This is a genomic window from Trinickia camelliae (assembly GCF_053525655.1).
Window position 1 is genome coordinate 72,235 of record NZ_JBCHAA010000014.1, and the last position, 19,900, is coordinate 92,134.

Genomic DNA, 19,900 nt, shown 5'->3' on the forward strand with positions numbered 1-19,900 from the left:
GCCGGCGCCGATGGTGGTGCAACGTCGGCCCGACCGTCAGATCAGAGCCGACGCGCCGCCATCCATCGGTACGATCGCGCCCGTCACGTAGCTTGCCCGGCGGCTCGCGAGAAAGAGCGCGACGTCCGCGATTTCCTCCGGCTTGGCGTATCGCCCGAGTGGCACCTGCGCTTCGCCGCGCGCAAGCGCTTCTTCGGTGCTGATGCCTTGCCTCGATGCCTCCAGTTGTAAAGCTTCCTGGACTCGCTCGGTCAGCGTCGAAGCGGGGTTGATCGCGTTGATCCGAATACCGAAGCGCGCGTAGTAATGGGCGAGTCCGACGCTCGCGAGCATCAGCGCCGCATTGGCCGCGCCGCCCGCGATATGGATGTCGCTCGCGATCTTGCCGCCCATCCCGATGATGTTCACGATTGCGCCCGGTTCGGAGACGCCGCCTGATTTCAGGCGCTCGGACATGCGGCGCAGCACCGCCTGCTGCGTGTGAATGTACGGAAAATATTTGGCGTCCATGGCCGCCTTGAATGCAGCGGCGTCGAGCGTCGCCGGGTCGTAGCGTTTTGCGGCGCCTGCGCTGTTGACGAGAATATCGATTGGGCCGACGGCCGTTGTGGCTTCTTCGACCACGTCCTCGGCGCTGTGCGCTTCGTGTAAGTCGGCGCGGGCGAGATGGATGTGATGGCCGTCCGCGGCAAGCACCTCGCGCGCTCGCGCAAGATTGGCCGGATCGCGCGAGACGATCGCGACTTTGGCGCCTTCCGCAGCGAACGCCCGCGCGCAAGCCAGTCCGATGCCCTTGCTGCCGCCCGTGATCAACACCACCTTGCCTTCGAGTCCGAGATCCATCGTCGTTCCTCGCCTGTGAATGCGTTGCCGAGTAGGGAACGATAGCAGAACGAGGTGGGCGGCGCTGTCGATTGGCGGCGCGGAACGGGAGTGCGTGCGGCGGTTAATCGCCGCCGTTGGCGAAGCGGGCGATCGGGTCGTCGGAGGTCGAGGTCGGGGCGGGCATGCTCGGCGATGCTGTGGACGCACGCATGATCTGCACGCGGCTCGGGGCGGCAGGCGAGGGCTGTGCCGCGGCTTGCTGCGCCTGTTGGGCCTGACGCGCGGCGACGGCCGCGGTGGGCGGCGGTGGCTCGAAGGCGTCGGCGGCGGCGTCGATTGCATCGGGGGCGTTCGGCGCGGGCGCTACAGTGGCGAGCGATGGGGCCGTCGCGCCCGTTGCGCCAGGAGCGCGCGCGGCTGCCTGTGCATTGCCAGCTGGCCGCTGCGTCTCGACCGCGACCGATGGCGCGACCGCGCCCGCCGCACGCGCCTGGACTTGCGCCGCGTTCATGCCGGGCGGAGGCGGCTCGAATGCATCGGCCGCCGGGCCGGGCTGGGCGGCGGCCGGCGCGACGGCCACGGCCGCCAGATTGCGGTTCGGCGACGCCGCAGCCGGATTCGAATCCGCCGGCGCAGCCAACGGTGCTGCGGAGGCGCTGCCCGCCGTCGCGTACGCGGCTGCGGCGGTCGCGGGCACTGGCGAACTCGGCGCCGGCGCTTCGCGCGGCGCGGCGAGATACGTCGGCGCATCGAATGGCGCCGGTTTGTCGAGCGGCGCGGCCACGCGCCGAATGCCGTCGAAGCGCTTCGCCCAATAAGGGTTCGTCAGATAGTCGAGCCGCACGGTGCCGCCCGTCGACGGCGCGTTGACGAAGCGCAGCTTGCCGACATAGATGCCCACATGCGAATGCGGCCGGCCGGTCGTATTGAAGAAGATCAGGTCGCCGGGCGCGATTTCGTCGGGCTCGATCGATTCGCCGCGGCTGCTCATGTCGGCGGTCGTACGCGGCAAATTGACCGAAGCGGCTCGCAGGACGACATAGCGGACGAGCCCGCTGCAATCGAAGCCGGCGTCGGGCGTATTGCCGCCCCAGCGATACGGCACGCCGACGAGGCTCATCGCCTGAATGGAGATCTCTTCGCGGCCGGTGCTGTGATCGACGAAGTTCGGGAATCCGGGCGGCGGTTCGGTCCGGTATGCACCGCCCGCGCTACCGGCGGAACCCGAGCTGCGCGTCTCCTTTTGCGGCGCGCTCGAACACGCGGCAAGCAACAGCACGATCAGCAGCGGGAACCAAAGTCGGCGCATGGACAGGAGCGATAGGGCGCGAGCAACGCTCGCCTATCGTATGGCTAACGGACGATGGGCCGATGGTAGCCCGCAGACGGACCTCCGGCAAGGATTCTTCAGAACTTACTTGAGCTTTCGCCGCTAAGTGTTGCTGTGCGAGCACGCATGAAATCATGCACATCGTGTACTTATTAAGCATCGAAATGATGAAAAAAAGCCGCATCCGGTTTCCCAGATGCGGCTTTTGAACCACGAAAAACGCGCTTTAGAGGATGTCGGACGCGTAATCGGCCAACCGCGAACGTTCGCCGCGCGCGAGCGTCACATGACCGCTATGCGCCCAGCCCTTGAAGCGGTCGACGACATACGTGAGCCCCGAGCTGCCTTCCGTCAGGTAAGGCGTATCGATCTGCGCGATGTTGCCGAGACAGATGATCTTCGTGCCCGGACCCGCGCGCGTGATCAGCGTCTTCATTTGCTTCGGCGTCAGGTTCTGGGCCTCGTCGATGATCAAGTACTTGTCGACGAAGGTCCGGCCGCGCATGAAGCTCATGCTCTTCACCTTCAAGCGCGAACGGATCAGTTCCTGGGTGGCCGCGCGGCCCCATTCTCCGGCCGCGTCATCGGTTTTCTGGAGCACTTCGAGGTTGTCGTCGAATGCGCCCATCCACGGCTGCATCTTCTCTTCCTCGGTGCCCGGCAAGAAGCCGATGTCCTCGCCGACCGGGACCGTCGCGCGCGTCACGATGATCTCGTTGTAGCGCTTGTCGTCGAGCACTTGCGCGAGACCCGCCGCGAGCGCGACGAGCGTCTTGCCGGTGCCGGCCTGGCCGAGCAGGGTGACGAAGTCGATCTCCGGGTTCATCAAGAGGTTCAACGCGAAGTTCTGCTCGCGGTTGCGCGCCGTGATGCCCCACACGTTGTTCTTGTGGTGGCCGTAATCGCGCAGCGTCTGCAGCAGCGCCGTCTTGCCGTTCAGCTCGCGCACGAGCGCGTGGAACGCGGGCTCGCCGTTCTGCGGCTCGAGATACACGAACTCGTTGACGAGCAGCGAGGAGCACAGCGGACCGGTCACGCGGTAGTACGTCGTGCCCGTCTTCGTGTCCTGCCAGCTCTCCATGCCCTTCGCGTGCTTGGTCCAGAAGTCCTGGGGCAGCGCGCGCACGCCGGAGAAGAGCAGGTCCTTGTCTTCGAGAACCTGGTCGTTGAAGTAGTCTTCGGCGGGCAGACCGAGTGCGTGGGCCTTGATCCGCATGTTGATGTCTTTCGACACCAGCACGACCTGGCGATCGGCGCGATCGCGTTGCAGCGCGCGCACGACACCGAGAATCTGGTTGTCGGCCTTGCCTTGCGGTAGGCCCTCGACCGGCTCGATGTCCGTCAGTTTGGTCTGGAAGTACAGGCGCCCGAGCGCTTCGCGGCTGCCCAGACGCGCGAGCGGCAGGCCCTCGGCCATGTCGCCGGCGTTGGCGACGAGCGAGTCGAGCGTGCGGCTGACTTGACGCGCGTTGCGCGCGACTTCGGACATCCCCTTCTTGTGATTGTCGAGTTCTTCGAGCGTCATCATCGGCAGATAGACGTCGTGTTCCTCGAAGTGGAAGAGGCAAGTTGGGTCGTGCATCAGCACGTTCGTATCGAGCACGAACAGCTTGCGGATCTCGGTCTCGCCGGTTTTGCGAGTGCGGGCTTTTTCCGTGCCTCGGGACTTCGGCGCAGCGGCGGCGGGCGCATCCGCCGGTTTGTCTTTATCCAGGCGCGCGACGGGCGCGTGAGCCGGCTGCGATGCCGGCACGGGCTGCAGCAGCGCTGCTGTCTGCTTCGATTTTCGGCCGCGCACGACCGGCGCGGCTTCTTCGGCTTCCGTAATCAGGGCGGCAGTCTTGACGGGACGCAGGCTCGTGGCGGTGTTGGCTGCGCGCGTCATCGGTTCGGCGACGCTTGCCGGGCCGCTCATCGAGCTATAGTCGGCCGTTTCTGCTTGCTCCCCAACAGTGTCCTGTTTTTTCGCTTGTTTCGCAGGCCGTGCTTTGGCTTTGAATTCATCCGGTGACAACAGGTTGCCGAGCTTGCTGGGTGGGGTAGGCAAAGGCATGAGTTCCCTCGAAAAAATCGGGTCGCATATCGTGCGCTGCGTGATCGATCCGCTCATTCCCCGTCGTGAGACGCAAGCGGTTATGACAAGCAGCGCGCTTTCAATTTCGAAACACCGGTTCGCCTAGTTTTCGATCGACTCCTTGACAGTAAAAACGCGCCGGCTTGCCGGGCCGGCTCGGTCCGAATAAAAATAAAAAAGCCGCTGCCCCGTGACCGGAGTAAGCGGCTCGACTTCAAGTATCGCGCGGCGCCTGGCGACTACGAGATCAACGGCCCCTAGGCCGGCGCGGCAGCGAAAAAAATGGGGTGGACAGGCACTCATTGAAACCCAATATAACGCGCCTCAAAGCGCTTGTACAGCCTCCAACGCCGCATCGACATGGCCCGGCACCTTGACGCCGCGCCACTCGCGCCGCAAGACGCCGTCAGCGTCGATCAAGAACGTGGAGCGTTCAATTCCACGTACTTCTTTGCCATACATTTTCTTCATTTTGATGACGTCGAAGAGCGCGCAAAGCGTTTCGTCGGCATCCGAGATCAGCGGGAACGGCAGTTCCAGCTTTGCCTTGAAGTTGTCATGCGAGCGAATGCTGTCGCGCGACACGCCGACAATCTCGGCGCCCGCCTTCTTGAATTTCGAATAGAGGTCGCGGAATTGCAGGCCCTCGGTCGTGCAGCCGGGCGTGTTGTCCTTCGGATAGAAATACAGCACCACCTTTTTGCCCCGCAAACCTGACAGCGAGAAGTCGCCGCCGGTTGCAGCGGCGGTGAAATCGGGGACGGGTTGGTCGACTGCGATGGACACGTGGTTCTCCTGTTGTTATGGCGAGGGCTGCCGATCGATCGATAGGCGGCCTGCGAGAGCTTGATGCGGAGGACGCGACCCAGGCTTGCGGTACGGGCTTGGCCAGACTGGGTTAATCGGGTTGGACGATCAGTTCGCCGGAGCGGCCCGCAATCTCGCCCCATACGACAGGGTACGATGGCAGGGTGTCGCGGTCCAGCGCAGCATGATAGTCGCCCATCGTCGCAAATGTGTGACCTTGTGCGCGCCAGCCTGCCAGCAGTTGCTCGAACACCGGCGCGAGCTTTTGGCCTTCGAGTTCCGCGTGCAGCGTGAAGACTTGATCGTGCGGGTTGTTTTCGGTCTGCCGCAGGATGCGCGCGGCGACGTTGGTCTCGTCGACGCCGTCGATGCCCAGCACTTCATCGAGCGTCGGCAGCGTAGTGGGCATTTGCACGTGCGTCAGTGTCTTGCCGTCGACGACCGGGAAGTACGGCGTGTGGCCGCGCCCATCGGACGCGTAGCGCATGCCCCAGGCGTCGATCTGCTTGAACGCGTGGCCGTTCATCTGCCAGCCGGCCGCGCCGTGCGTGACGGGCGGCGCGCCGAAGATGTCGATGAAGCGCGCGTAGCTCTGCTGCATTTGCTGCGCGGTCCAGTCGGACGAACGCGAGCGCACGTTGTCCTGCCAATAGACGTGGTCCCACGTGTGGATGCCGCACTCGAAGCCGGCCTCGTGGATCGCGCGCATTTCAGTGGCGGCCTTGACGCCGATATCGGGTCCGGGCAGCAGCACGCCGTACATCAATTGCTTGACGCCGTAGTGCTCGACCACCGACGTGCGCGACACCTTCTTCAGAAACCCCGGACGCAGCACGCGCCGCATCGCCCAACCGGTGTGGTCGGGCCCGAGGCTGAAGAGGTAGGTGGCGCGCGCCTTGAAGCGATCGAGCAAGCGCGCGAGATTCGGCACGCCTTCGCGCGTGCCGCGCAGCGTGTCGACGTCGATCTTCAGGACGATGCGGGCCAAGGAGCGGTCCTTATCCTTGTTGCTCGACCAGCGCGCGGGCCTCGGCGACGTGGCCTCGATACGCTTCGAAGATCTTGCGCAGCGCGTCGTCGAACGTGGCCAGCGGCGCCCAGTTCAATTCCTGCATCGTGTTGTCGATCTTCGGCACGCGGTTCTGCACGTCCTGATAGCCGTTGCCGTAGTAGGCGCCCGACGACGTTTCGACGAGCTTCACTTGCTTCGCCGAATCCGCGTACTCGGGGAATTCCGCTGCGAGGGCCAGCATCTTGTGCGCGAGTTCACGCACCGAGAAGTTGTTCTTCGGGTTGCCGATGTTGTAGATCTTGCCCGACGCGACGCCGTTCGAATTTTCGATGATCTTCATCAGCGCGCTGATGCCGTCGTCGATATCGGTGAACGCGCGCTTTTGCGAACCGCCGTCGACGAGGCTGATGTTCTCGCCGCGCACGATGTGGCCGAGGAACTGCGTGACCACGCGCGAGCTGCCTTCCTTCGGCGTATAGATCGAGTCGAGGCCCGGGCCGATCCAGTTGAACGGGCGGAACAGCGTGAAGTTCAGGCCTTCCTGCATGCCGTAGCCCCAAATCACGCGGTCCATCAGCTGCTTCGAGCATGCGTAGATCCAGCGCGGCTTGTTGATCGGGCCGTAGGTGAGCTGCGAGGCTTCCGGATCGAATTGCTCGTCGGCGCACATGCCGTAGACCTCGGAGGTCGACGGGAACACGAGGTGCTTCTTGTATTTCACGGCCGAGCGCACGATCGGCAGGTTCGCCTCGAAGTCGAGTTCGAACACGCGCAGCGGCTGCTGCACGTAGGTGGCGGGCGTGGCGATCGCGACGAGCGGCAGGATCACGTCGCACTTCTTGACGTGGTACTCGACCCACTCTTTATTGATCGTGATGTCGCCTTCGAAGAAGTGCATCCGTTCATGATTCGCGAGATCGCCCAGACGGTCGGTCTGCATGTCCATGCCGAAGACTTCCCAGTCGGTGGTCTCGAGAATGCGCTTGGACAGGTGGTGGCCGATGAAGCCATTGACGCCCAGAATCAGGACTTTTTTGCCGGAGCCTACGGTTTTCATGAATGACGGGAAGAGTGAATGAGCTGGACGAACTGCGAAGGAGTGACGACGGGTTGGTCGTCGTCGCGTTGGTGCCGCAGTTCGGAAATGGCGACGGCTCGACCGTCGCCGCAGACGCCAAGAAACGCATTATCGCTTACGTGGAGTCCCTGCGGCAAATCCGCCAGGCTTACCGAGTGCGGCGTGCCAGGCCCGGCCAGGCGCGCCCGCGCGACGATGAAGCGCTCGCCTGCGATGTCGGTGAACGCGCCGGGATAGGGCGGCGCGACCGCGCGAATCAGGTTGTAGACCTGCTGTGCCGACTGCGACCAGTCGATGCGGCCGTCTTCGGGCTTGCGTCCACCGAAGTAGCTGCCGTGCGCGAGGTCGTTCGGCAGATGCGGCGCTTCGCCCTTGACGAGCGCGGGCAGCACGCGCCAAAGCGTTTGTTCGGCGGCGACGGTGACTTTGTCGAACACTTGCGCGGCCGTGTCGTCGGGCAGGATCGGCACCGGCGTCTGCGCGATGATCGCGCCGGCGTCGGGCTTCGCGGCCATCTCGTGGAGCGTCGCGCCGGTCTCGGTTTCGCCGTTGAGCACTGCCCAGTTGGTCGGCGCGCGGCCGCGGTACTTCGGCAACAGCGAGCCGTGCATGTTGTACGCGCCACGCGCGGCGATCGCGAGCAGGTCGACCGGCAGCATGTGCCGGTAGTAGAACGAGAAGATGAAGTCGGGCTTCGCGCGGCTCACGGCATCGCGCAGCTCGGCGCTCTTCGGGTCGGCGGGCGTGATAGTCGGGATGCCGTGCTCGGCTGCTACCGCGGCCACGCTGCCGAACCAGATGTTTTCGGTGGCGCTGTCCTCGTGCGTGACGACGAGTGCGACATCGACGCCGCGCGCGAGCAGCACCTGCAGGCAGCGCACGCCGACGTTGTGATAAGCGAAGACGACGGCGCGTGGTTTCATCGGTTGATGCCCTGATCGGCGATGTTGGCGGGCTGCACGGCTTGCACCGGCTGCTGCACGGGCGCGCTTACGACGGGCTCGCCGTTGCGCTGTTCGAGAATCGTCTGCACGAGATAGCGGGGCCGTGCGCGCACTTGCTGATAAATGCGGCCGATGTACTCGCCGAGCAGGCCGAGCGCGAAGATGATCACGCCGAGCATGAAGAACGTGATCGCGAAGAGCGTGAACACGCCTTGCACTTCCGCGCCGATCACGAAGCGGCGAATCAACAGCAGCAGGAACAGGCCCGCCGAGCCCAACGACAGGATCACGCCGATGAACGACAGCCACTGCAGCGGCACGACCGAGAAGCCGGTCACGAGGTCGAAATTCAGACGGATCAAGCTGTAGAGCGAGTACTTCGATTCGCCGGCGAAACGCTCCTCGTGGGCGACCTCGACTTCGATCGGGTTCTGCGCGAACGTGTAAGCGAGCGCCGGGATGAATGTGTTGATCTCGCCGCAGCGGTTGATCGTATCGATGATGTGGCGGCTGTACGCGCGCAGCATGCAGCCCTGGTCGGTCATCTTGATGCGCGTGATGCGCTCGCGCAGACGGTTCATCGCGCGCGATGCCTTGCGGCGCCACAGGCTGTCCTGCCGCTGCAGGCGAATCGAGCCGACGTAGTCGTAGCCTTCATGCATCTTCGCGACGAGCTTGCCGATCTCCTCGGGCGGGTTCTGCAGGTCCGCATCGAGCGTGAGGACGATGTCGCCGCGCGACTGCTCGAAGCCCGCCAGGATCGCCATGTGCTGGCCGTAGTTGCCGTTCAGCAGGATCACGCGCGTCGTATCGGGGCGCGCGCGGAACTGCTCGGCGAGCATCGCCGCGGATTTATCGCGGCTGCCGTCGTTGATGAAGATGACTTCGTAAGTCGTCCCCAGTGCGTCGAGCGCCGGATAAAGGCGCGAGAAGAGCGCGGCGAGCCCCGCCTCCTCGTTGTACACGGGGATGACGACGGAGACTTCCGGCGGCGCGATGCGCTGTTCCGTTTGACTCATTTCCGCTTATTTTCCGTATTGTTCGCAAATTTCATTGACTGCGGCGCACACGCGTGCCACGTCGCCTTCGGTCATCTGCGTGAAGAGCGGCAGCGTGACCGTCGTCGCCCCGAAGCGCTCGGCGTGCGGGAACATGCCTGGCTTGAAGCCGCGTGCGCGATACAGCGTGAAGAGGTGGATCGCCGGGTAGTGCACGCCCGAGCCGATGCCTCGCAGCTTCAACTGCTCCATGAATCCCGCGCGGTCGAGCTTCAAGCGCTCGAGCGGCAGCGTGATCTGGAACATATGCCAGTTGGAGTTCTCGAAGTCGGCGACCGGCAGGCCGATGCCGAGCTTCACCGCCGCGCCGCCTTGGAGGCGCTCGAAATACGCGCGCACGAGCTGACGGCGCTGCGCGTTGAAGCGCTCGATCTGCGCGATCTGGCCGAGGCCGACGCGCGCGGCGACGTCCGTCAGGTTGTACTTGCCGCCGAGCACGTCGCAGTCCATGCCGTCGAAGCCGGTGCGCGTGATGCCCTGCAGACGGTACTTGGTCGCGAGCGTCGCTTCTTCCTCGTTGTTCAGAACGAGCGCGCCGCCTTCGATCGACGTCAGGTTCTTGTTCGGGTGGAAGCTGAACGACACGATGTCGCCGATAGCGCCGATGCGCTTGCCTTTCCAGGTCGAGCCGATGGCTTGCGCGGCGTCTTCGATCACGCGCAGCTTGTGGGCGCGGGCGATCTCGTAGAGCCGGTCCATGTCGACGGGCAGCCCTGCGAGATAGACCGGAATGATGGCCTTGGTGCGCGGCGTGATCGCTTTTTCGACGAGATCGAGATCGATATTGCGCGTGACCGGATCAATGTCCGCGAACACCGGCGTCGCGCCCACTTCATAGATGACGTTGCTCGTCGCGACCCACGACGCCGGCGTTGTGATCACTTCGTCTCCCGGCCCCACACCGGCGATCCGCAGACCGATTTCGAGCGTCGCCGTGCCGGAGTTGTACGCGCGCACCGGACGGCCGCCGAAGTACTCGGACAGCGCCGCTTCGAACTTCTGGTTCTGCGGGCCGGTCGTGATCCAGCCGGAGCGCAGCACGTCGGCGACGCCCTGAATCGTTTCCTCGTCGATCTCGGGCTTCACGAACGGCAAAAAGGGGAGTGATTCCTGACTCATGAATGCGTGGCTCGTGTAAGGGTTGGCAAGCTGTTCGCGTCGCTCGTGACGCCGCGGCAGCGGTTTATGCATTTGCTTAAAGCACTCGTAACGGAATTCAACTGCGTGCCAGCACGAACACGCCAATCAGGATGATGCCGATACCGACGAGCCGCTGCACCGACAGCACTTCGCCGAACAAATACCAGGCGGCGAACGCATTGACGACGTAGCCGAGCGAGAGCATCGGATACGCAATCGACACGTCCACCCGCGACAGCCCGATGATCCACACGGCCACGCTCACCACGTAGCAGGCGAGGCCGCCGATGATCGGCAGTTGCGTGGCGAGCTTGAACCCGATGGGCAGAATGTTCGCACGGGTGAAATCGAAGTGTCCAACGGCATTCACCCCGGCTTTGAGAAGCAATTGCGCGCCGGCGTTCAAGGCGACGCCTGTCAGGATGCAAAAGAGCGATATCGGGTTCATCGGTAATTTGGGGTCCAGCGGGTTGGGATCAAGGTTGCGTCGCGTCGATGGGCTACTTACTCGGCGGCGGGCTTCTCGACGATGACGCGCCGCGTGTCCTGGGCGATCACCTGCATCGGCAGATGTTCGGCGGCGAGCGCTTTATAGCGGTCCACCGGAATCAGCGCAAGTGCAGTTTTGTCGGCCTTCCAGCGCGTTTCCCATTCGGCGATGGTCGGCACCCATTTCTGCGGTTCTTCGGTGACGCCAAAGCGCAGCTCGTCGGCGTTCTCGACCATGATCATCGTATGGCCGACGTAGAAAGGCACCGTATGGTCGAGCACGCCGACCGAGTAGAACGGTGTGTCGGGCGGCAGCTTGGCGAGTGCCGCCTTGACCGCCGGAGCAAGATCCGCCCCCGAGCTCTGGCGGCCGAACACGTCGTGGCCGGTGCCCGCGATCGTGCCGAGCATGAGCCAGGCCGCGCCGAACGCGATCACGGCCGGCATCACGCCAGCTTGCTTGCGCCGCGTCAGCGCGATCGCCGCGAGCGTCAGCACCAGCGCGACGGCGATCGCGGCCCAGACCCACACCTGGTACTCGCGATAGAGCACATTCGGCGTGCGCGCGTCGCCCTGGGTGCCGAGGAAGATCGTGCCGAACGCGGCGATCACGAGGAAGGCCGCGTAGCCGATCCAATGGCGGCGCAACGTGTCGCTGTTAAGCGTCGTCAGGTACATCCCGAGCATCAGCGCGAGCGCCGGCGCGATCGGCAGCACGTACGAAATCAGCTTCGAATGCGACGCGCTGAAGAACAGGAAAATGAAGCCCGACCAGATCAGCAGCATCGTGGCCGGGGCAAAGCCGTTGGGCTGCCGCGGCAGCCGCAGCGCGTGGCGCAGGCTCTGCCAGCCGATCGACAGCCAAGGCAGGAAGCCCACCAGAATCACGATGGCGAAGTAGTAGACCGGGCCGGGCCGGTTCTGCTCGGGCGTCAGGTAGCGCGCGAACTGCTGCACGATGAAGAAGAAGTTGAAGAACTCCGGGTTGCGCATCTGCACGAGCACGAACCACGGGGTCGCGATCGCAAAGAAGAGGATGAGCCCGCTTCCCAGATACAGACGCTTCCAGATCGCCCAATCGCGTGCGATCAGCGTGTAGAGAACGAGCACCGCGCCCGGCAGGATCAGGCCGACGAGCCCCTTGGAGAGCACCGCGAGCGCCATTGACGCCCAGCACGCCCACATCCAGAGTCTTACCTGGCCTTTCGGCAGCCCCGGCCGCTGCGCGAGCAGGAGCGAGCACAGCGAGAGCGCCATCCAGAACGACAGGGCCATATCGAGCGTATTGAAGTGGCCCATCAGGTTCCAGTACGGCGAGCACGCGAGGATCACGGCGGCGGCGAGGCCGGCGGTCGCGTTGAAGACGCGCGCGCCCGTATAGCCGACGAGCAGCACGCCCGCAAAGCCGGTCAGCGCGGTGTAGAGGCGCGCCTGCCAATCGCCGAGACCGAACCACGCGAACGTGAGCGCGTTGGCCCAGGTTTGCAGCGGCGGCTTCTCAAAATACTTGTAGCCGTTGTAGCGGGGGGTGATCCAGTCGCCGGTGACGAGCATTTCGCGCGCCATTTCGGCGTAGCGGCCTTCGTCGCTCGGCACGAGGTGGCGCCAGCCGAGCGGCACGAACCACACGAGGGCGAGCGCGAGAATGAGGAACAGCAGGGCGTTGCGATTGAGCGGTAGCCGGGTAGGCGTATCGTTCATTTTTGTTGAGCCTGTCAGTCGATGCCGCACGAAGGCAGCGTGGTGAGCATGGGTGAAGCGCGGGGGTTCCCGCAATCCAGCCGGCGCCGTCGGCGGACCAAATGGGTTCGCGCAAATTCGACGGCGCGCAGCCGAGGGCCGTGCCGCGGACGCTTGAACTCCCAGCGTCGACCGGCGGCGCGGATAATACACGCCCCAACTTAGCGGCGGCTTATGACTCGATCAGCAACGCGGCCGCGACCTTGCGGCCTTCGGCCATCAAGATGTTGTAGGTCCGGCAGGCCGCCATGAAATCCATGCTCTCGACGCCGATGCGCTTGGCCGCCAGCGCGGCCGTCAGGCGCGGATGCGGAAAGCGCAAGCGCGAGCCGCTGCCGAACACGACGACTTCCGGTGCCGGCGCGATCAGGCATTCGAAGTGCTCGAGCGTGAGCGCGTCGAACGACGACACGGGCCAGGGGATGACGGGACTTTCGGGCATCACGATGATGCTGCCTTCGTAACGCTGCAGATTGATTTCGACGTAGCCGGCGCCGTAACCGGTCACGGTATTGAGGGCGCCGCTCGAATCCTGATGTAATTTCAAATTGAGTTTCCGTTGTGCCGATGGATTTCGCGCTTGCCGCACGCCATTGGTGCATTGCGGAAGTCGGTCAAAATCCGCTAAATTATAACTTTTTAGCCGCCCCACTGCGGCTGCCGCCTTGTGCGCCGCCATAAGCCGCGCCCAATCCTGTTCGGATAAGTCCGACATCTCATCAGACAAGTCCTTCGTGAGCGTGCTCGGACCGGCCGCTCGCGAGCGCCGCCGAGTACTATCGAGCACCGCCGAGCGCCGCCCAGTGCCAGGCTTCCCCGTCTTCAGGCTTTCCCAGGAATAGTGCCCGCCGTGAAACCGATTCTGAAATCGAACAAGCTGCTAAACGTCTGCTACGACATCCGCGGGCCCGTGCTCGAGCACGCCAAGCGTCTCGAGGAAGACGGCCACCGCATCATCAAGCTGAACATCGGCAACCTCGCGCCGTTCGGCTTCGACGCGCCGGACGAGATCATTCAGGACATGATCCGCAATCTGCCGATGTCGTCGGGCTATTCGGATTCGAAGGGCGTGTTCGCGGCGCGCAAGGCGATCATGCACTACACGCAGCAAAAGGGCGTGCAGGGCGTCGAGCTCGACGACATCTACATCGGCAATGGCGCGTCCGAGCTGATCGTAATGGCCACGCAGGGCCTCTTGAACGACGGCGACGAAGTGCTGCTGCCGGCGCCCGACTACCCGCTGTGGACGGCTGCCGTGAGCCTGTCGGGCGGCACGCCGGTGCACTACCTGTGCGACGAGTCGAACGCCTGGATGCCCGATCTCGACGACATCCGCGCGAAGATCACGCCGAACACGCGCGCGCTCGTCATCATCAACCCGAACAACCCCACGGGCGCGCTCTATTCCGACGAGCTGCTGCTCGATCTGATCGAGATCGCGCGCCAACACGGCCTCGTGATCTTCGCCGACGAGGTGTACGACAAGATCGTCTACGACGGCAAGAAACACACGTCGATTGGGGCGCTGTCGGAAGACGTGCTGACGGTCACGTTCAACAGCCTGTCGAAGAGCTATCGTTCGTGCGGCTACCGCGCCGGCTGGATGTTCGTCTCGGGGCTGACTGGCGACAACCGTCGCCGCGCGAAAGATTACTTCGAGGGTCTCGGCATCCTTGCGTCGATGCGCCTGTGCCCGAACGTGCCGGGACAGTACGCGATCCAAACGGCGCTCGGCGGCTATCAGAGCATCAACGATCTGATCGTGCCCTCGGGGCGCCTCTATAAGCAGCGCCAGATCGCGTACGACATGCTGACGTCGATCCCGGGCGTGACCTGCGTGAAGCCCGAAGCCGCGCTGTATATGTTCCCGCGCCTCGATCCGAAGATGTATCCGATCGAAAACGACCAGCAGTTCATCCTCGACCTGCTGCTCGAGGAGCGCGTGCTGCTCGTGCAGGGCACGGGCTTCAACTGGCCGAAGCCGGATCATTTCCGCGTCGTGTTCCTGCCAAACGCGGACGATCTCGCCGATTCGATCAACCGCATTGCCCGGTTCCTCGATGGTTACCGGAAACGGCATGCGGCTTGACCTGCTTCATTGACCTACGACAGGCAATGTTCGGGTTCGCCGATGCGCTGGCTCGGGGCGACTTACCGGTCCTTTATCATTAACGTTTCACTCACATAGAACACACACGCTGCATGGAACCGATCAAAGTTGGCCTTTTGGGCTTCGGCACGGTGGGCAGCGGCACCTTTACGGTACTGCGCCGCAATCAGGAAGAAATCAAACGTCGCGCGGGCCGTGGCATCGAGGTGGCGCGCATTGCCGTGCGCAATCCGGCCAAGGCGCGCGCCGCGTTGAACGATGACGCGCTGTCCGCGCTCGTCACCGATAACTTCGAGGCCGTCGTCGACGATCCGTCGATCGGCATCGTCGCCGAAATGATCGGCGGCACGACGATCGCGCGCGATCTCGTGCTGCGCGCGATCGCCAACGGCAAGCACGTCGTGACGGCCAACAAGGCGCTCCTCGCCGTCCACGGCACCGAGATCTTCGAGGCGGCGCGCTCGAAGGGCGTGATGGTCGCGTTCGAAGCGGCGGTGGCGGGCGGCATTCCGATCATCAAGGCGCTGCGCGAAGGGCTCACGGCCAACCGCATCCAGTACATCGCGGGCATCATCAACGGCACGACGAACTACATCCTGTCGGAGATGCGCGAGCGCGGGCTCGATTTCGCCACCGCGTTGAAGGGCGCGCAGGAGCTCGGCTACGCGGAAGCCGATCCGACCTTCGATATCGAAGGCGTCGACGCCGCGCACAAGGTCACGATCATGAGCGCGATCGCGTTCGGCGTGCCGGTGCAGTTCGACCGCGCTCACATCGAAGGCATCAGCAAGCTCGCCGCGATCGACATCAAGTACGCCGACGACCTCGGCTACCGCATCAAGCTGCTCGGCATTACGCGCCGTACCGAACGCGGCATCGAATTGCGCGTGCATCCGACGCTGATCCCCGCCAAGCGCCTGCTCGCGAACGTCGAAGGCGCGATGAACGCGGTGGTGGTGCACGGCGATGCCGTCGGCGCGACGCTGTACTACGGCAAGGGCGCGGGCGCGGAGCCGACGGCGTCCGCCGTGGTCGCCGATCTGGTCGACGTGACGCGCCTGCATACCGCCGATCCGGAACACCGCGTGCCGCATCTCGCGTTCCAGCCCGATAGCCTCTCGAACACGCCGATCCTGCCGATCGAAGAGGTGACGAGCGGCTATTACCTCCGTCTGCGCGTGGCCGACGTGACCGGCGTGCTCGCCGACATCACGCGCATCCTCGCCGATTCGGGCATCTCGATCGATGCGCTGCTCCAGAAGGAGTCGCAAGAGGTGGACGACGGCGGCGAGACCGACATCGTCATCATCACGCACGAAACGATCGAGAAGAACGTGAACGCGGCGATCGGCCAGATCGAAGCGCTCTCGACGATCGTCTCGAAGGTCACCAAGCTGCGCATGGAAGCGCTGAACTAGGTCTCTGAAATAACCCCCACGCTCCCTGTGGTCGCTGCCCCCCGAGGGGGCGTCAGCACTCTTGGGGGCGGCCCGGCGAGTACTGACATGAACTACATCTCCACGCGCGGCGCCGGCATCGGCGAGCGCCATACGTTCTCCGACATTCTCCTCGGCGGTCTCGCGAAGGATGGCGGCCTGTATCTGCCCGCCGAATATCCGCGCGTATCGGCTGACGAACTCGCGCGCTGGCGCACGCTGTCGTACGCGGATCTGGCGTTCGAAGTGCTGTCGAAATTCAGCGACGACATCCCGGCCGAAGACCTGCGCGCGCTCACGCGCCGCACCTATACCGCCGATGTCTACTGCAACGTGCGCAACAGCGAGAGCGCTGCGCAGATCACGCCGCTCAAGCCGCTCGGCGTCGAGTCGGGCGCGCAGTTGTCCTTGCTGGAACTGTCGAACGGACCGACGCTCGCGTTCAAGGACATGGCGATGCAGCTGCTCGGCAACCTGTTCGAGTACACGCTCGGCAAGACCAGCCAGACGCTGAACATCCTCGGCGCGACGTCGGGCGATACCGGCAGCGCCGCCGAGTACGCGATGCGCGGCAAGAAGGGCGTGCGCGTCTTCATGCTCTCGCCGAACAAGAAGATGAGCGCGTTCCAGACCGCGCAGATGTACAGCCTGCAAGATCCGAACATCTTCAACATTGCAGTGGAAGGCGTGTTCGACGAGTGCCAGGACATCGTGAAGGCCGTCTCGAACGACCACGCGTTCAAGGCGAACTACAAGATCGGCACGGTCAATTCGATCAACTGGGCGCGCGTCGTCGCGCAGGTCGTCTATTACTTCAAGGGCTATTTCGCGGCCACCAAGAGCAACGACGAACGGGTGTCGTTCACGGTGCCGTCGGGCAATTTCGGCAACGTCTGCGCGGGCCACATCGCGCGCATGATGGGCCTGCCGATCGAAAAGCTCGTCGTCGCGACCAACGAGAACGACGTGCTCGACGAGTTCTTCACGAGCGGCATCTATCGTGTGCGCGCCTCCGCCGAGACCTATCACACGAGCAGCCCGAGCATGGATATTTCGAAGGCGTCGAACTTCGAGCGTTTCGTGTTCGATCTGCTCGGCCGCGATCCGAAGCGCGTGCTGCAACTGTTCCGCGATGTCGAGGAGAAGGGCGGTTTCGACCTCGCGGCGAGCGGCGATTTCGCGCGCGTGCGCGAGTTCGGTTTCGTGTCGGGCAGCAGCTCGCACGCGGACCGCGTCGAGGCGATCCGCGACGTCTATCAGCGCTACAACACGATGATCGACACGCATACCGCCGACGGCCTGAAAGTCGCACGCGAGCATCTGCAAGCGGGCATCCCGATGATCGTGCTCGAGACAGCGCAGCCGCTCAAATTCGGCGAAACGATTCGCGAGGCGCTTGCGCGCGAGCCGGAACGGCCCGCGGCGTTTGCCGGGCTGGAAGCACTGCCGCAGCGGTTCGAAGTGCTGCCGGCCGATGCCCAGCAGATCAAGGAGTTCATCGCCGCGAACGTGCGCGACTGAACGACGCTGATCCGAGTATCGAAGCAAACAGTCGTACCGGGCGAGGGAGGCGCAGCTTCGCTATAAGCGGCGCCTTGCACGGCCTCTTCATGGGGCCGCTACAATGGCCTTTTCAAGACTCGCCCGCCACTGATCGATGTCCACGCCTTCTTCCCCGGTGCCTCGTGCGCCGATGCTGTCGACCGCCGAGGCGCTCGCCACGCTCCTTGCCGCAGCACGCCCCCTCGCCGAAACGGAAACCGTCGCCACGCTCGACGCGCTGAATCGCGTGCTGGCTGCCGACGTCGTGTCGCCACTCGACGTGCCGCCGATGCACACGAGCGCGATGGACGGCTACGCAGTGCGTGTCGCGGATCTCTCGCATGGCGATCGGCGTCTGCCGGTGTCGCAGCGCATTCCCGCGGGCCACGCGCCGGAGCCACTCGCGGCGGGCACGGCGGCGCGCATTTTCACGGGCGCCACGCTGCCGCCGGGCGCCGACGCTGTTGTGATGCAGGAGCAAACCCAGGCTGCCGGCGACGAGGTCGAGATCCTTCACACGCCTAAAGCGGGCGAGTGGATCACCGCGCAAGGCGCCGACATCCGGCGCGATGCCGTGATCCTGCCGGCCGGCACGCGGCTCACGCCGCAGGCGCTCGGCCTGGCCGCGTCGATCGGATGCGCGCAATTGGCGGTCACGCGGCGCGTGAAGGTCGCCGTGTTCTTCACGGGCGACGAATTGACGATGCCCGGCGAGCCGCTCAAACCGGGCGCGATCTACAACTCGAGCCGCTTCACGTTGCGCGGCCTGCTCGAGCGGCTCGATTGCCAGGTCACCGATTTCGGCATCGTCCCGGACCAGCGCGAGGCGACGCGCGCCACGCTGCGCGAAGCGGCGCGCAAGCACGATTTGATCCTGACCTCGGGCGGCGTCTCGGTGGGTGAGGAAGACCATGTGCGGCCCGCCGTCGAGGCCGAGGGGCGGCTCGCCATGTGGCAGATCGCGATGAAGCCGGGTAAGCCGCTCGCGTTCGGCGCGGTGCGCCGCGCTGACGAAGCGGGGCGCCCGGGTGGCGACGCGAACGAAGCGTATTTCATCGGCTTGCCCGGCAACCCCGTGTCGAGCTTCGTGACCTTTCTGCTGTTCGTGCGGCCGTTCGTGCTGCGCGTCGCGGGCGTGCAGCACGTCGCGCCGCGCACGCTGTCGCTGCGCGCCGACTTCACGCAGACGAAAGGCGATCGCCGCAACGAATTCCTGCGCGCGCGCGTGAATGCGGCGGGCGGTCTCGATCTGTTCCCGAACCAGAGCTCGGCGGTGTTGACGTCGACGGTATGGGGCGATGGCTTGATCGACAACCCGCCCAATCACGCGATCAGCTTCGGCGAGACCGTGAGTTTCATTCCTTTTTCCGAATTACTGAGCTGACGATGTGCGGGGCGCTTGCGCGAGCGAAGCTGACGAAGCGACGCATGGCGCCGCCACATCGAGGAACCCCGGCAAGATGAAGATTCAACTGAGATATTTCGCAAGCGTGCGCGAGGCGGTGGGCCTCGCGGACGAGTCGATCGAGCTGCCGGACGGCATCGCGACGGTCGGCGACGTGCGCGCGTGGCTGCGCGTGCGCGGCGGCGTCTGGGCCGAGGCGCTCTCGGAGGGCCGCGCGCTGCGCATGGCCTGCAATCACACGATGACGGATGCCGCCACGCGCATCACCGAAGGCTGCGAAGTCGCATTCTTCCCGCCCGTCACGGGTGGCTGACGCGCGCCGCTTCGCGCGTTCCAATGAACACAGCAAGAGGTCCACGATGTCAGTCCGCGTTCAAACCGCCGATTTCGACTTGACCGCCGAGGTGGCGGCGTTGCGCGCGGACAATCCGAAAGTCGGTGCGGTGGCGTGCTTCGTCGGCACGGTGCGCGACTTGAACGACGGCGAAAGCGTCGAGGCAATGGAGCTCGAACACTATCCGGGCATGACCGAAAAGGCGCTCGAAGCCATCGCGGCCGACGCGCGCCGCCGCTGGCCCGGTTCTGACGTGCTGATCGTCCATCGCGTCGGCAAGCTCTATCCGCTCGATCAGATCGTGCTCGTCGCGACGACGGCGGCGCATCGCGGCGACGCGTTTGCTTCGTGCGAGTTCGTCATGGACTATCTGAAGACCCAGGCGCCGTTCTGGAAGAAGGAAACGACGGAAGCCGGCGAGCGCTGGGTCGATGCGCGCGTGACCGACGACGCGGCCCTCGCGCGGTGGGGCGTCGATGCGGGTAACGCGGCTGGATCGGCGGAGTCAGCGGTCCGCGGCAATGCGGATCGCGTCGAGTACGACGAATAGGGCGCTGGGCGATTCCGCGGCGATTC

At 64.5% G+C, this 19,900-nt stretch carries 18 protein-coding genes; 6 read left to right on the plus strand and 12 right to left on the minus strand.

All coding sequences use genetic code 11. From position 1 onward, the window contains the following. Nucleotides 1-36: 36 nt before the first annotated feature. From AAHK20_RS22370 to AAHK20_RS22425, 12 genes are all read right to left on the minus strand, one after another. On the minus strand, nucleotides 37-843 hold the full coding sequence (locus AAHK20_RS22370; protein ID WP_449183688.1) for an SDR family oxidoreductase: 807 nt from the start codon (nucleotides 841-843) through the stop codon (nucleotides 37-39). A 103-nt stretch (nucleotides 844-946) separates the two neighbouring features. Beyond that, entirely contained in the window at nucleotides 947-2,134 is a 1,188-nt protein-coding gene (locus AAHK20_RS22375) for a C40 family peptidase (protein ID WP_449183689.1), read from the minus strand. 247 nt (nucleotides 2,135-2,381) lie between these two features. Beyond that, the gene (locus tag AAHK20_RS22380; RefSeq protein WP_449183690.1) at nucleotides 2,382-4,208 is read right to left on the minus strand and encodes a PhoH family protein; all 1,827 of its coding nucleotides are present in this window, start codon (nucleotides 4,206-4,208) and stop codon (nucleotides 2,382-2,384) included. Nucleotides 4,209-4,553: 345 nt separating this feature from the next. Beyond that, nucleotides 4,554-5,015, minus strand: coding sequence for a peroxiredoxin (locus tag AAHK20_RS22385; RefSeq protein ID WP_449183691.1), 462 nt, complete (start codon nucleotides 5,013-5,015; stop codon nucleotides 4,554-4,556). A 112-nt stretch (nucleotides 5,016-5,127) separates the two neighbouring features. Next, a complete protein-coding gene (locus AAHK20_RS22390; protein ID WP_449183692.1) occupies nucleotides 5,128-6,024 on the minus strand; it encodes a polysaccharide deacetylase family protein in 897 nt (298 codons plus the stop codon). Nucleotides 6,025-6,034: 10 nt separating this feature from the next. Further along, nucleotides 6,035-7,105, minus strand: coding sequence for a bifunctional UDP-4-keto-pentose/UDP-xylose synthase (locus AAHK20_RS22395; protein ID WP_449183693.1), 1,071 nt, complete (start codon nucleotides 7,103-7,105; stop codon nucleotides 6,035-6,037). Next, nucleotides 7,102-8,049, minus strand: coding sequence for a formyltransferase (locus AAHK20_RS22400; RefSeq protein ID WP_449183694.1), 948 nt, complete (start codon nucleotides 8,047-8,049; stop codon nucleotides 7,102-7,104). The genes AAHK20_RS22395 and AAHK20_RS22400 overlap by 4 nt, the downstream gene beginning before the upstream one ends. Then, nucleotides 8,046-9,089, minus strand: a complete 1,044-nt coding sequence (locus AAHK20_RS22405) for a glycosyltransferase (RefSeq protein ID WP_449183695.1) — start codon at nucleotides 9,087-9,089, stop codon at nucleotides 8,046-8,048. Before AAHK20_RS22405 ends, AAHK20_RS22400 begins: the two co-directional genes overlap by 4 nt. Nucleotides 9,090-9,095: 6 nt before the next feature. Continuing rightward, nucleotides 9,096-10,247, minus strand: a complete 1,152-nt coding sequence (locus AAHK20_RS22410) for a DegT/DnrJ/EryC1/StrS family aminotransferase (protein ID WP_449183696.1) — start codon at nucleotides 10,245-10,247, stop codon at nucleotides 9,096-9,098. A gap of 97 nt (nucleotides 10,248-10,344) precedes the next feature. Then, a complete protein-coding gene (locus tag AAHK20_RS22415; RefSeq protein ID WP_449183697.1) occupies nucleotides 10,345-10,716 on the minus strand; it encodes an SMR family transporter in 372 nt (123 codons plus the stop codon). 56 nt (nucleotides 10,717-10,772) lie between these two features. Further along, the gene (locus tag AAHK20_RS22420) at nucleotides 10,773-12,458 is read right to left on the minus strand and encodes a glycosyltransferase family 39 protein (protein ID WP_449183698.1); all 1,686 of its coding nucleotides are present in this window, start codon (nucleotides 12,456-12,458) and stop codon (nucleotides 10,773-10,775) included. A 211-nt stretch (nucleotides 12,459-12,669) separates the two neighbouring features. Continuing rightward, the gene (locus tag AAHK20_RS22425; RefSeq protein ID WP_449183699.1) at nucleotides 12,670-13,044 is read right to left on the minus strand and encodes an Mth938-like domain-containing protein; all 375 of its coding nucleotides are present in this window, start codon (nucleotides 13,042-13,044) and stop codon (nucleotides 12,670-12,672) included. Nucleotides 13,045-13,338: 294 nt separating this feature from the next. Between AAHK20_RS22425 and AAHK20_RS22430 the strand changes: the two genes are divergently transcribed. The 6 genes from AAHK20_RS22430 to moaE all read left to right on the plus strand — a co-directional run bounded on the left by AAHK20_RS22430 (nucleotide 13,339) and on the right by moaE (nucleotide 19,874). After that, entirely contained in the window at nucleotides 13,339-14,586 is a 1,248-nt protein-coding gene (locus AAHK20_RS22430; protein WP_449183700.1) for a pyridoxal phosphate-dependent aminotransferase, read from the plus strand. Between the two features lie 113 nt (nucleotides 14,587-14,699). Further along, nucleotides 14,700-16,025 (plus strand): homoserine dehydrogenase, encoded by a 1,326-nt coding sequence (locus AAHK20_RS22435; RefSeq protein ID WP_449183701.1) that lies wholly within the window; start codon nucleotides 14,700-14,702, stop codon nucleotides 16,023-16,025. Between the two features lie 87 nt (nucleotides 16,026-16,112). After that, a complete protein-coding gene (gene thrC / locus AAHK20_RS22440; RefSeq protein ID WP_449183702.1) occupies nucleotides 16,113-17,564 on the plus strand; it encodes a threonine synthase in 1,452 nt (483 codons plus the stop codon). Between the two features lie 136 nt (nucleotides 17,565-17,700). After that, nucleotides 17,701-18,969: a molybdopterin molybdotransferase MoeA gene (locus tag AAHK20_RS22445; protein ID WP_449183703.1), complete on the plus strand. Its 1,269-nt coding sequence runs from the start codon at nucleotides 17,701-17,703 to the stop codon at nucleotides 18,967-18,969. Between the two features lie 76 nt (nucleotides 18,970-19,045). Continuing rightward, nucleotides 19,046-19,303 carry a molybdopterin converting factor subunit 1 gene (gene moaD, locus AAHK20_RS22450; RefSeq protein WP_449183704.1) on the plus strand — a complete coding sequence of 86 codons (258 nt, stop codon included), beginning with the start codon at nucleotides 19,046-19,048 and terminating at the stop codon, nucleotides 19,301-19,303. A 46-nt stretch (nucleotides 19,304-19,349) separates the two neighbouring features. After that, nucleotides 19,350-19,874, plus strand: coding sequence for a molybdopterin synthase catalytic subunit MoaE (gene moaE, locus AAHK20_RS22455; protein ID WP_449183705.1), 525 nt, complete (start codon nucleotides 19,350-19,352; stop codon nucleotides 19,872-19,874). Nucleotides 19,875-19,900: the final 26 nt, after the last annotated feature.